Genomic DNA, 12,721 nt, shown 5'->3' with positions numbered 1-12,721 from the left:
ATAATAAAGTCCTCCTGTTTTTAGTTTATCATAAAAAGATTTTTTTATTTACAGACTTTTTATCACAGGCTCGATAAATGTGTCCACATTATTGACATAAGTACAAAAAGAATTAAAAAAGTGAAGTATCTTTTATAAATTATCAAAATATTTAATATTTATCTCATTCTGTCAAAATACATTGTTTTATAAAAATTCATCTGTATCCTGTTTTAACTATTTCTGATTAATATTATACAGTTTTTATAAATTATGTACTATATAAAAAGAGCATTTTTCATGCTCTCTGTTATTTTATTAAGATTATTTTGCTGTATTCTTTTTTATAATTGGAATCCAGATTTCGCTTCTATAATCAGCAGCTCCCATATCCCCTGCTGAATAACATTCTATCTCTGGAGCCTCCGCATGTTCATAATCCATAGTCGGAAACCATTCTGTAAATATACGTCCCCATATTTCTGCCATTGCTGTGGGAAGTGCCCCTGTTATTTCAAAAACTGCCCATGTTAATTCCGGAATTTCCAGCTTTTCAAAATTCTCAGGAATTTCACTTGTTGTTCTTACTGCAATATAATAATCTGTTGTGCTGTCCTCATACATATTGCTGTAAACACCAAGCATTTCAGGATGTCCGGTATCAGCGAGCCCTGCCAGCTGTTTATAAGTTTCCTGTGATAAACCCTGCCACATCTGACCTATTTTTTCCCCAAGGTTTTCCAGATAAGAAAGTCTTTGTTTCACCCCTGTTATAATAAACGGTTCTTTTTTTTCTATCCTGTAATTCATTTCTGTCACTCCTTTCAATGATAGTGAAAACACTATACGCGGATATGCTTTTAATGAAACTCCTTCTTCTCTTGCTTTGGACGGAGTAACTCCGTGAATATTCTGAAAAGCCCGTGTAAAGGCATCCGGTGAATTATATCCGTACCTCATGGCAATTTCTATTATTTTCTCACTGCTGTTTTGAAGATCAAAGCCTGCCAGAGTCAAACGGCGGCGTCTTATATACTCAGAAAGCGGTATTCCTGTGAGAAAAGAGAACATACGCTGGAAGTGATACTGTGAACATAATGCTGCCTGCGCTATTTTAGAATATTCAATTTCTTTGCTAAGATTATCTTCAATATAATCAAGTGCATTCTTCATATTTTTTAATGAATCCATCTCTTCTCCTTTCTTCTTAAGTATACCATTTACACTAATCACTGACAATGCAATTTTTGCCTGTAAGTATCGGGTGTAATTCAGACCAGTGTTCTAGGATCATTGAAAAAATTTCAAATAAAAAAAGCCGGCTAAAAAACCAGACTCTTATTTTCAGAATATCCTTAATTTTTCCATCTGTTATGCTGCCACATATACTCCCCCGGATTATCACGAATGACTTTTTCATACTCATAAAATAAATTTTGAACATTATATTTTACAGTTTCTTTCAAATTACTCATTTTTTCTATTTCTACCTCTTTTAAAAAATTCAATTTTATCTTATAGCCGTCATAATTTGAATAGGCAAAAAGAACAGGCACTTTATATTTCACTGCCAATATGACATTTCCGGCATTTGCTTTTGTTTTCTTTCCGAAAAATTCTATATCTACATCATTTGAGTACTGATCTGCTGCCAATACCAATACTCCCTTATTTTTAAACACATTTTGTATTTTTTTGTTAGAATCATTTTCAATATTTTTCATTATTGAATGTGTTCCTACTTTAGCTCTGCATTTCTCCATCATATCATTGATATACGGATTTTTCTGCTTTTTAAAAACTACATTGGTGTCGTAATCTTTCCCCATGAAAAAACCTGCTTCAAATCCTGCCATATGTATTGTAGTTATGATCAATCCTCTGTTCTGAGACATTAATTCTCCTACTAATCCGTAATTCTCCGGCTCTATATATCCTTTTGATAATAATTCTGCCAGATACAAAGGAATAATAGTGTTTTTTGCTGTACTTTTATATGATTCCAGTGCCAGTTTCTTTATTTCATTTTCGTTTTTTTCGGGAAAAGCGATATTTAAATTGTTAATTGTAATATTTCTACGCTTTTTTATTGCATAATATGTTAAAACTCCTAAAAATTCTAAAATTTTAAATCTTAACTTTACCGGTAAAATTCGTAATCCAGACTTTACTATTACTACTAAAAGATACTCGACTTTATATTTTAACATTCTTCACGTCCTTAAATTTTATATATTATTATACAACATTTTATCAAATAAAGAAAGAAATGTATTAGAGTTACCGTTAATTTTATTCATTTCACAGTCCTTTTCCCTGACATAAAATATATAGTCATTTTTATTTAATTTATCCGTATTCCTGCCAAAAATAAAAGAGCCCTCTTATTTTTCAGGCTCTTTATTTTATGTTTTCAAAAAACACCTTCATCTCGCTTACCTGTACCGCCGTACTTTTCAGGCAGTTCCCCTCTTGCTGTATTTACTGCTTTTAGTTTCTATAAAATCATACATGGAAACTCTCATTATCTCTTCTTTATTATCCATAACATACTCTGCCAGTTCTTTTTCATGTCTGTTAATAATTTTGTATGCCTCAGCATTATTAAATAATATAAAAGAATATTTCAAAATGTATATTTCTTCTTCTACCAGTTCTTTTGTCCTGATATGCTTATGCTTTTTCAATAGTTCTTTTATCTTCATGCTTCTATGATTATTAGGATAACGACTACTGCCTATTTTCTTCTGTGTTTCTTCCAGTTCCTTTTCTGTAAAAAAACTAATACCGGCGCTCTCTGACGCTCTCTCCATTTCATCTCTCATGATGAACACCTCCTGCTATTTTTATGTTATGATTCTAGCATTAAAATTCATATTTTTCTAAGCAGAATGGAGCTGAATAAGACTGTTTCTAAAAATCATATATCAGGGTTTTTTCGGCATTTAAAACAATATTTCTCATTTTTCTCTGATTTTCAATTTTTTGCCAAAAAAAGAACCTCGTATCGAGGCCCCTAAAAAATACTTTTTATTATGACTTTTTTGCCGTTTGCTTCTTTTTTGGCAGTACCTTCTATCTCTTTAATTACTTTATTATAATAGCTTCTGTTAAAATTCTGCTTCACATTCCTGTAATCATCATCTACTTTTACATTTATAAGTACGTCATTTTTGCGTTCATGTACATCAATATCCAATTCCAGTCTGGTAGTTCCATCAGATATGTATTCATATTTTTGTTCCAGAATATCTTCAATATGATCTTCAAGCCATGTATCGGCAAAACTGAATATCGAAAATACAAAAAATAATACAACTAATACTTTTTTCATAAAATATCACCTGCTTTCTGTTAGATACTTAAAGTATATCACACTGTTATAATAATTACACCTTTACTTTTTCCGGCATCTTACCCCATATCTTTCAATATGTTCAAAAATTTTTCTACTCTTTTTCTGATTGCTTTATGATACGATTTTATATCTTCATCATTTCCGTATAACTTTATAGTATATATTAAATTTTCCTCTTCTATATATCTCACAGCATATGTAACCCTGTCTATTGTAAATGTAACGGGAGCTGTATGCTCCAGATATACAATTTCATGAAAAGATCTCTTAAACCACTTCTCAATTTCAAATATCTTCTTTACACCATTAAAGAAATAATACTCTGACATAAACTAACACCTCTGACTCTCAAATTATATTTTGATTCTAACATTAATATATTTTTTTATCTAAGGCGAATATCTTTGAATAAGTGTATTTTGAAAAATCACTTTACAGTATTTATTTCATTTAAAACAATATTTTTCATTTTTCTTTATATTATTGCTTTATTTGACATTCTTCGTTAAACTGAAAATTAATTCCTTACTGTCTGTTTTTCATTTCCCAGTGTTATTTTCTATTAATACTGCATGTATTATCAGTAATAAAAAAGACTTTTTATATCCGGATAAATTTTCAATCCCGTATAAAAAAAGCCCGTTTTCTCTCAATCTATTATAATCAAAGGAGGTCTTCTTACTCTTACTCTGGTTCCTCTGTAGCCGTCTTCTATTACTATACATGAAGTTACAGTCAAAGCCAGCATTAATATCAAAAATAATTTCTTCATTCACTTCCTCCTTTTTATCTTGGCTTAACTTTATTTGGTGTATTCATATTTGGTTTATTATTGCTTGGTTTGTTGTTATTGCCTGGTTTACTGTTATTATTCGGTTTATTATATGATACTTTTCTTGTTTCATATTTTAAACATTTTCCGGTTTTTCTGCTTTTCTGCACGTATACTTTCTGGCTTACAGGCTTTTTAGGCGGCTGTTTTGCAAATCCTACTACTGATAATCCCATTATTAACATTGATATTATTAAAAAATTCTTTTTCATTTTAATCACCTCGTATTTATTTTATGCACTAATATTATCATTGTTTTGTGTCACAAAAGTGAACTGAACGTGAAATTTATGTGAACAAAAATATCCTTATTTTTTAATTTTTCAAATATAAGATGACAGTTAATCTATTTTGACAAATTCTGAAAATATAAAACTTCTGGTATCTCCTCTGAGTGCAAAATAAAAAGAGCATTTTAACCTGCTCCTTTTCACCTGTAACTTCAATTATTTCTTTTTCTCATCTTCTTCTCTCATTAATTCTAATAAAGCATTTTTCTTATCACTTATCTGTTCAAAGTCCTTTTTCTCCTGATCTATAAGTTTTGTCAGCTTTCCATCCCTATATCCCAGTGTTCCAAGAAAATCATTATAATTAGAATAAGCTTCAGCAGCTTTATTTAATATAACCTGAAAATCAGGCTGACTAATTCCTGAATTATACGGATGTCTTATTGAATAAGTCCTTGCACCGTCCATATATTCATAACGTATCAAAGCTTCATATCCTAATTTTACTGATTTCAAAATTGTCTCGTCTTTTTCCTTAATTATCTTTTCTTTTGCTGCCACTACTTTCTTAGTTTCAATAAGCTTATTTCTGTATTGCACTGCTTTAAAGGTCACTCCTCCCAGACCTATAAGACCTGCAATTATCACACCAATCATAATTTTTTCTTTTTTACTCACAAAATCCCTCCGTTTTTATCATTTTTTTGGTTAATAATCCCTGATTCATTTTACATTACTTCATAAAATTCTGCAACAATATATAAATGCTAAGAAAAAACAGAGGTAAAAACCTCTGCTCCTATTATATCATCGGAAGAAAAATTTATATTTATAACTTCGGAGGTCTGCTTGGCAGCTCTCCTCTGTTATAATTTTCATATCTTATACACTGATCGGAATTTTTTCTTTTCTCCACACAGTATTGTCCGGAATTCCCCGTATTATTATGTGATCCGTTATTGTTATTATTCCTGTCAGGGTTTCTGTTATTTGTATTATTATTCCCTGGACGAGAATTATTATCAGGACGGTTATTTCTGTCATTATGATTATTATTTCCTCCGGGACGGCTGTTATTATTGTTATTATTATTTCTATTACCATTACTGCTGTAATTTCCCGGTCTCCCGTTATTGTTTCTGCTGCTGTTATTACTAAAGGCTGTCATAGAAATCCCCAGTAAAACTATTAGTATAAATGATGTATATTTTTTCATAATCTCACCTCATTATAAATCTTATACATCTATTATAATAAATATATATGAACTTAATGTGAAGATTTTCAAATATTATTTCTCCTCTTTAAAAACTTCACATTCTATAGGCTTTCCTTTTACCAGTTCTACTGTTAGTTTATCTCCGTTTTCACGAATCGAAGCTCCTGAATCATCTTTAAAATAAACACCTTCAGCCCCTTCAGTACGTTTTAGTTCATAAATCTTGTCAGATTCATCAAATAATCTTGCTGTCTGGCCGTCTGCGCTGTATTCTACCCCAAAATTCGTATCCATCGGACAAACATAATTCACTTTTCTTACTTCTTTAGTTTCTGTTTCTGTTTTATCTTCTGCTTTTGGCTCTGCTGTTTCTACTTTAGTTTCTGTTTTAGGTTCTGCTGCTTCCTGTTTCTTTCCGCAGCTTAAAAATGCTCCCAGACAAAGCATTACTATTATCAATCTCTTCATATTTTATACCTCATTTCATAATTTACCAATTAAAGTGTAATTTCCACTCCCCGTGTTAATATTTTTTACTCTAAAAAATTCATTTTTTCAATACGTTTATCAGGTATAGTCCATAAAATCGCAACCCCTGTATAAATTACAAGAGAAATCACCGGGGCAAATATTCCGAAAATAATCCCGAGAATATAAAGTAATGGTGATATCATCCCCTTCTTGTCCTTTCCTACAGCTTTTTTCAGTTTTGAATTTTCTCCCTGAAGATGTATTATTGAACTTTGGACTATATGATAAGCTATCGAGCACATTAAGAGGACAAATCCGTACAGTACGGCAGAAATATTTGAAAATTTGGTCTCACCCATCCAGCTCGTCGCAAATGGTATTAATGAAAGCCAGAACAGCAGGTGGGTATTTGCCCACAAAATTTTTCCGTTTATTCTTTCTACTGTGGAAAACATATGATGGTGGTTATTCCAATATATTGCCACATATATAAAGCTGAGTACATAACTGAAAAATTTCGGAAAAAGCTCTGCCAACTCTGAAATATCCGCTTTATGCGGAGCCTTTAACTCCAGAACCATTATTGTAATAACTATTGCCAAAACCCCGTCGCTAAATGCTTCCACTCTGCTCTTCCCAAACATAATCCTACCTCATTTCAAACAGATTTGTTTTTCTTTACTCGGCTTCCCAATTTCCGTTTACATTTTTATAATTCGTAGTTTTACTTTTTGTACTTACACATACAGTATCACCTTTATCCTCTAGTTTAACTGCACATCTGAAATTCACATTTTCATATTTTGTCTTTGCTTCATCTACAGAAATTTCTCCTGCTTTTCCATTTAGAATATATTCTATTTTTTTCATTTCACTGCCTCCACATCTCATTTTATTTATTATATCCTATTTAAATTTAAAAATTCAATATATATTTTTCTTCAAATTTAAAATTTTTTTTAAATGTTGAATTTATTATGCTTATAGTTTTATTATATAATATTTTCCGTAAAAAAATCCTCTGTATCAGATGAAAAATCATAACAGAGGTATATATTTTTAATAATAATAATTAGACTGAGATAATGCCGCTATCATTACTACCATAATAATAATGAAAAAAAGAATATAAAGTACGATAAATACGATTAGCACTATTAAATACAGCTTGGCAGCATCTGAAGTTTCACATAATGCGTTTTTCAATTCTTCGCCGTTAGCATTTAATAATGAAGCTTTATAAGCCCCGCCTGCCTTGAATACTTTCAATCCTATTATAATTACAGGAACACCTATTATTGCTGTTATTATTCCAATACAGGCAAATGCCCCGTATATAATACCCAGAATTCCTATGACCTGCTGAAAAGTTCCCAGAAATCTGAGTTTTTTCTTAAATATTTCATCCAGCTGAACTGTCATTGACTTTTCTTTTGAGGTATCAAAATTGCTTTTTGAATATAATTCTTCTAAATCGTTCATTTTTCCTCCTTATTTTCTGTAATTTTATATGCTTATTACCCATATTATATAATATCTGCATACATTTTCCAAATAATTCTTTGAAATCTTTATTTAATAAATTACTTTAATTCATTAAATCAAACCCTATAATGCAAAAAGACAAAATTATTCATTCCCATAATTTTTTATTGCTTTTTTGCAAGTTTTAAGATATAATAACAATAGGTGATGTATATGAATAAATTAGAAGCTCTTGGTAATAAAATCAGAGAATTGCGTGAGAAAAAAAACTGGTCTCTTGACAGACTTTCGGAAGAACTTGAGAAAGAAGAAATCGAAATTGTCCCTTCTACTTTATTTAGAATAGAAAAAGGACAAAGAAAAAAAATCGACACTTTGCTTCTTCTTGGTCTTTCCAAGATTTTGAATTATAATTTTTTTCAGATGCTTGACAGTCAGATTTTCAGATCTGAAGATTATATTGAACTGGATGATCAGAAATTGTATATTTACGGTTTTGCCTCTGCGGGAAACGGATATCTGGATATTACGGACTATGAAATTATGGAAGTTTCTCTTCCGAAAAATATCAGACATAAAAAAGGACTTTTCGGAATTAAAGTTCACGGTGAAAGTATGGAACCTGAATTTTTTAATAATGATATTCTTATCCTTGATCCTTCGTGTCCTGAATGGGAAGAATTAAACAACAAAGTCATTGTTGTAGATCTGAACGGAGAAAGATATGTAAAGCTTTTGAAGTATTATAATGACGGCAGAGCTTATCTTTTCAGCTATAATGAAATTTACCCCCCTATTCAGATCACAGAGAGCGATAATATTAAGTGTATTGGAAAAGTCGTTTACAGTTTTAGATCTTATTCGTAAAATAGGTTTTTTTGGCAGCAAAATCTATTTTATAGTTATCTAAATATTATATTTATAATTTTTTTATTGACAAAAAGCAATAAAAGTGGTATTATATATCTAACAACAAAAGTCACCTTTTTCATGTTCCAAAAGTATATTTTTTCTGTTTTTAGCCTAATAAAAACTTTTACAATATACTTTTATTTTTATCATTTATTTTGATAAAAAGCAAAATCATATTCAATAAGTTAATTAATTATTAAATATATTAATGAACAAAATATAAAATTGAAAGCGGGGAATGAATGTGATAAAAATAGAAATACGTTGTAAAACCTGTGGTAAACTGCATATGGAAATTGAGGTAGAGGGAAGAGTAAAATATGATTTTAAATGTAAAAGGTGTAAAAATACAAATATCGGAGTGATCACTCAGAAATTTAGCAAAACGACTTAATATATATCAGCGTCCCAAGCGGACCTTTCATATAGTAATATGTGCAAAGGCCCGCTTTTATTTATAAACAGCTGTATTAAAATTTACATATTCTCTAATTTTGGGAAAAACAGCAGTTCATAAAAAAATATTTAACTTGTTCACATTTAATTCATATACTGATAGTATAATAAAATATACAAATATTTTTGAACATAATATTTATAAACTATCATTTACATCACTTTTTCATTTTCAAAAAACAAGTTTTTATTTTCCATGAACAAGCAAAAAATATATATTTATCAATTTTTTAATAGTAAAACTAACACTGAGTGAAAGCGGGGAATGTGTGTGATAAAGATTGAAATACGATGTAAAACTTGTGGAAAATTACATATGGAAATCGAAGTAGAAGGAAAAGTAAAGTATGATTTTAAATGTAAAAAATGCAAAACTCAAAATGTAGGAATTATTACCAAAAAATTTAATGAGCTATCCTGAAATTCTGTAATATCAGGTTTTATGATTAAATTTATCTGGTAAATGCGAAAGCCAATTATATAATCAGCGTCCCAAGCGGACCTTCTGTATAGAAATATACGGCGGGTCCGCTTTTTCTTTTATATTTTTATAAAAAAATACACATAAAAATTAAAAACTAACAATATTAGGGAGGAATTTATGAATTCTATTTGTAAAAAATTCACGTCAAACAAAAGAAAAACAAAATATTTATTTGCATTAATGAGTGATATATGTCTTACAGAAAGCCACCAAAATCTGAAACTTGCGGAAAATCATCTGAAAGAAGCCAGAGAAAAAAATGCAAGAATTCTGCTTACTGGAAATACTTTGGACTTTTTTAAGGAAAATAAAAATTTTTATCTGAAAAAAAATCCTGAGAGTGAATTTCAAAAAAATCTCAGTATTGATTTCGCATATGAATTTTTAAAGCCTTTTGCCCAAAACATTGACTTTATCTCATATAAGGATAGTGAGCTTACTAATACTCTGCCGTTGAAAAAGCTGATCAGCAGGCTAAATTACAGCATGGATACAAATATCCTTTTATGCCCGGCCAAAAACTGGCTTACCCTTAATTTTCAAATGGGACACTCTAATTACAAGTACAGAATTTTTTCCGATGAAGGAAAAACAAAATCACCTGTAACAAAAGGTAAAATCCAGCACAGCAGACTTGCAGAAAAAATAGACGGTGCTGATGTTATATGGCTTTTTGGCAAAAACAGCGACTATGAACACAGCAGAATTATAGAAACCCTGAATTCAAAAAATGAAATACTTCATAAAGAAATTCTGGAATTGAGAACACCTTCATATTATAAGAAGAAAACGGAAAATTCTGATAACAAAGTTCCTGAGTCTGCTGGCGGCAGATGGCTGGAAGTAGAACTCCACAGATCTGATAAATTCGGGATTCTAATGACACACAAAAGTTACAAAATATAAAAACTATTAAATTATATAAAAACGGAGGAAAAAACATGCTTGGAATAACTATTGTAATATGTATCTTTTTATTTTTAACTACTGCACTTATACTCAGCACTATTGAGAAAAAATATATCGTAAATAATGAACTCGTGGAAATACTGGAAAATCTGAATGAGAGAATTATAATTCTGGAAAAAAAGGCAAATTCTGCTAACAATCCTTACTTTCATAAAGGAGGCAGCGATGAAGAAACAATATAAAGAATACAAAGTTTTTGATAAAGATATTTCTGAATTTGTTCTTCCTGATGAGCAAAACTTTTATTCATATGAAGAATTCAAAATAGAAACTATTGAAGATATTGATGATATCAATATTGCCGACCTGAAGGAATTTTTAAATGAAAAAATAGAAACCGGGGCTTTTATTGATTTTCTTGAAAAACTGTGCAGAAACAGACTTTTGAAAATAATTCCCATGCTTGTTTTGGATGAAAAAGAATTTTTTGTTTATGACTCGTTTTACAAGAATAAGGAAACTCAGTCTGAGATCGGGAAAAAGCTTGGGGTTACACGGCAGTCAGTGAATAAAGTAGTAAAAAAGATAAATGATAAATTCGATTATGCGGGGAAAAATATAACTCTGCACTATTATGAAGAAATAATGTAAAAAATTCTATGTAAAAGGAGAAAATATATGAAATATAACGAAGTAATAAAAAGGCATCTTCCTGTTAACAAAAAAAGAACAGGAAAAAAACTGGATTTTAAATGGATCACTGTTCATAATACCGGCAATCCTAAAAGCAGTGCTGATAATGAAAGACGCTGGCTTGATAATCCTGAGAATACTACGTCTACAGGCTGGCACATTGTATTAGACGGAAAAGAAGCTATTGAAGCGATTCCTTTGGATGAAATAGCCTATCATGCAGGTACCAGCGAAGGTAATTCCACAAGTATCGGGATAGAAATATGCGACAGTGCCGGAACTGCTGCTGAAAAACAAGCTGTTGAGCTGATTGCTGATCTTTTGATTATAAAAAAATGGGGAATTGATAAAGTCCGTACACATAAATCATGGAGCGGAAAAATATGTCCGCATATTATTTTACCAAGATGGAATCAGTTTACTGCTGACATTGAAGAAGAGATAAAAAGGCAAAAATCACTTTCCAATAATGAAAATAATTCAAAAAAAGAAGTGGAACTCTTTGATAAATCGGGAAATTTACTGGGAAAAATCATAGTGTAAACAATTTGGTTTACTAATCTGTATATATTAAGAACACTAAAAAATCAGGATGTAAACTTTTTGGTTGTCTCTTTACTATATAGTGAGAAGGGTTAAAAGTTATTCTCATCACTTAATTTTATTCAGATAAATATTAAGTACTCTGCATACCTTTTAGCCTGACTTATTCATATATATCATTTCAATATGACAGTTTTAAAATAAATATGATTCATTCAGTTTTATTCTAAAAATGTCCAAAACAGCGAGAATGTCCCTGAAGAAAAATTTTTCATTTCTCTTCCTTGATTAACAAAAATTTTTCTTCACACAGTCTTAAATTCAGGAGGAAAATATGTCAGAAAGCGCTTTCTTGGAAAAAATAAAAAAAGTTCATATTCATGATGAACTTATGACAAATTCATGCAAAACTCTGGAAAAAAAAGTGGTTTCCCTTGAAAAAGAACGCCACTCGCTAAAGTCTCAATTAGGTCATGCCAGAAAGGAATTGCTGGACTTTAAGACATTTCTAAAAGAAAAAAACGTTCTTCTTTCAAAAAAAGAAAAGGAACTCCAACTTATTAATTTAGAAATCATTAAAAGAGACCTAATGGAAAAACACATGGTAAATATGTGCTTCAAAAAACATATCATAGTTCATTTTGATATGGATGAAAAGGAATTGGAAAAAAATATTCTGACTTTTAAATCTAGTCTGGAAATATTTAAAAATGAAATTCTAAACAGACCATAGTTCACTTGACTGTTTAGAAAGCTGAATTCTCTAATTTTTGAAAGGAGAAAAGCGTTGAATACTTTTGATATTACAAAATTATTTAAAGGTGAGGTCAAAAAACTCATTCTGGAAAATGTCAATATTACTGACACTCACATTTATGATGATGACTTTACTGACAAATCAGATATACAGGATAATGATGCAATTGTTCTGTATGCTGTAAGACTCTCCAAAGCATATGAAGGATTTGTTAATTATTTAAGAAATGATAAATCCATATGCAATCTGGTTTTTGAAGCTTCTGTTATTATTCAGACCAGAGATGAGTCAGTGAACCTTGGTGATCTTATGCTCTATATTGTAGTGCTATAGTAAAGTAGGAACACCAAAATCTAAACAATGATATAATAAAAAAAGAAAGAGGTGTTTTGA

At 30.3% G+C, this 12,721-nt stretch carries 20 protein-coding genes; 7 read left to right on the top strand and 13 right to left on the bottom strand.

Going from position 1 to position 12,721, the window contains the following annotated elements; translation table 11 throughout:
- Positions 1-303 precede the first annotated feature (303 nt).
- The 13 genes from NK213_RS17300 to NK213_RS17245 form a co-directional block, all read right to left on the bottom strand.
- Complete coding sequence (locus NK213_RS17300) at positions 304-1,170, bottom strand: GyrI-like domain-containing protein (protein WP_253351488.1); 867 nt, start codon at positions 1,168-1,170, stop codon at positions 304-306.
- A 164-nt stretch (positions 1,171-1,334) separates the two neighbouring features.
- Entirely contained in the window at positions 1,335-2,189 is an 855-nt protein-coding gene (locus NK213_RS17295) for a lysophospholipid acyltransferase family protein (RefSeq protein WP_253351486.1), read from the bottom strand.
- A 246-nt stretch (positions 2,190-2,435) separates the two neighbouring features.
- Positions 2,436-2,804: a hypothetical protein gene (locus NK213_RS17290; RefSeq protein WP_253351484.1), complete on the bottom strand. Its 369-nt coding sequence runs from the start codon at positions 2,802-2,804 to the stop codon at positions 2,436-2,438.
- Positions 2,805-2,995: 191 nt separating this feature from the next.
- Positions 2,996-3,313, bottom strand: a complete 318-nt coding sequence (locus tag NK213_RS17285; RefSeq protein WP_253351482.1) for a hypothetical protein — start codon at positions 3,311-3,313, stop codon at positions 2,996-2,998.
- 80 nt (positions 3,314-3,393) lie between these two features.
- Positions 3,394-3,666, bottom strand: coding sequence for a hypothetical protein (locus NK213_RS17280; protein ID WP_253351480.1), 273 nt, complete (start codon positions 3,664-3,666; stop codon positions 3,394-3,396).
- A 320-nt stretch (positions 3,667-3,986) separates the two neighbouring features.
- On the bottom strand, positions 3,987-4,109 hold the full coding sequence (locus NK213_RS20510; protein WP_256478816.1) for a hypothetical protein: 123 nt from the start codon (positions 4,107-4,109) through the stop codon (positions 3,987-3,989).
- A 14-nt stretch (positions 4,110-4,123) separates the two neighbouring features.
- Entirely contained in the window at positions 4,124-4,381 is a 258-nt protein-coding gene (locus NK213_RS17275) for a hypothetical protein (RefSeq protein WP_253351477.1), read from the bottom strand.
- A 234-nt stretch (positions 4,382-4,615) separates the two neighbouring features.
- Entirely contained in the window at positions 4,616-5,077 is a 462-nt protein-coding gene (locus NK213_RS17270) for a hypothetical protein (protein ID WP_253351475.1), read from the bottom strand.
- A 151-nt stretch (positions 5,078-5,228) separates the two neighbouring features.
- On the bottom strand, positions 5,229-5,615 hold the full coding sequence (locus NK213_RS17265) for a hypothetical protein (RefSeq protein ID WP_253351474.1): 387 nt from the start codon (positions 5,613-5,615) through the stop codon (positions 5,229-5,231).
- 75 nt (positions 5,616-5,690) lie between these two features.
- Positions 5,691-6,086: a hypothetical protein gene (locus tag NK213_RS17260; protein ID WP_253351472.1), complete on the bottom strand. Its 396-nt coding sequence runs from the start codon at positions 6,084-6,086 to the stop codon at positions 5,691-5,693.
- A gap of 65 nt (positions 6,087-6,151) precedes the next feature.
- Complete coding sequence (locus NK213_RS17255) at positions 6,152-6,733, bottom strand: TMEM175 family protein (protein ID WP_253351470.1); 582 nt, start codon at positions 6,731-6,733, stop codon at positions 6,152-6,154.
- 34 nt (positions 6,734-6,767) lie between these two features.
- Positions 6,768-6,959 (bottom strand): hypothetical protein, encoded by a 192-nt coding sequence (locus tag NK213_RS17250; RefSeq protein ID WP_253351468.1) that lies wholly within the window; start codon positions 6,957-6,959, stop codon positions 6,768-6,770.
- A gap of 189 nt (positions 6,960-7,148) precedes the next feature.
- Positions 7,149-7,571: a DUF5362 domain-containing protein gene (locus tag NK213_RS17245; protein ID WP_253351466.1), complete on the bottom strand. Its 423-nt coding sequence runs from the start codon at positions 7,569-7,571 to the stop codon at positions 7,149-7,151.
- A gap of 216 nt (positions 7,572-7,787) precedes the next feature.
- On the opposite strand from NK213_RS17245, the gene NK213_RS17240 reads away from it, so the two are divergent.
- The 7 genes from NK213_RS17240 (at position 7,788) to NK213_RS17210 (ending at position 12,661) form a co-directional block, all read left to right on the top strand.
- Positions 7,788-8,441, top strand: a complete 654-nt coding sequence (locus NK213_RS17240; RefSeq protein WP_253351464.1) for a S24 family peptidase — start codon at positions 7,788-7,790, stop codon at positions 8,439-8,441.
- 1,102 nt (positions 8,442-9,543) lie between these two features.
- Entirely contained in the window at positions 9,544-10,332 is a 789-nt protein-coding gene (locus NK213_RS17235; protein ID WP_253351462.1) for a hypothetical protein, read from the top strand.
- A 35-nt stretch (positions 10,333-10,367) separates the two neighbouring features.
- Positions 10,368-10,577, top strand: coding sequence for a hypothetical protein (locus tag NK213_RS17230; RefSeq protein WP_253351459.1), 210 nt, complete (start codon positions 10,368-10,370; stop codon positions 10,575-10,577).
- Positions 10,561-10,986, top strand: coding sequence for a MarR family transcriptional regulator (locus NK213_RS17225; protein ID WP_253351457.1), 426 nt, complete (start codon positions 10,561-10,563; stop codon positions 10,984-10,986). Before NK213_RS17230 ends, NK213_RS17225 begins: the two co-directional genes overlap by 17 nt.
- Before the next feature lie 27 nt (positions 10,987-11,013).
- On the top strand, positions 11,014-11,571 hold the full coding sequence (locus tag NK213_RS17220) for an N-acetylmuramoyl-L-alanine amidase family protein (RefSeq protein WP_253351455.1): 558 nt from the start codon (positions 11,014-11,016) through the stop codon (positions 11,569-11,571).
- 334 nt (positions 11,572-11,905) lie between these two features.
- On the top strand, positions 11,906-12,304 hold the full coding sequence (locus tag NK213_RS17215) for a hypothetical protein (protein WP_253351451.1): 399 nt from the start codon (positions 11,906-11,908) through the stop codon (positions 12,302-12,304).
- A 54-nt stretch (positions 12,305-12,358) separates the two neighbouring features.
- Positions 12,359-12,661: a hypothetical protein gene (locus NK213_RS17210; protein ID WP_253351449.1), complete on the top strand. Its 303-nt coding sequence runs from the start codon at positions 12,359-12,361 to the stop codon at positions 12,659-12,661.
- Positions 12,662-12,721: the final 60 nt, after the last annotated feature.

This window comes from Sebaldella sp. S0638 (assembly GCF_024158605.1).
Lineage (GTDB): Bacteria > Fusobacteriota > Fusobacteriia > Fusobacteriales > Leptotrichiaceae > Sebaldella.
Note: the sequence above shows the minus strand (reverse complement) of the source record. Positions and strands in the feature narration are given on the sequence as shown.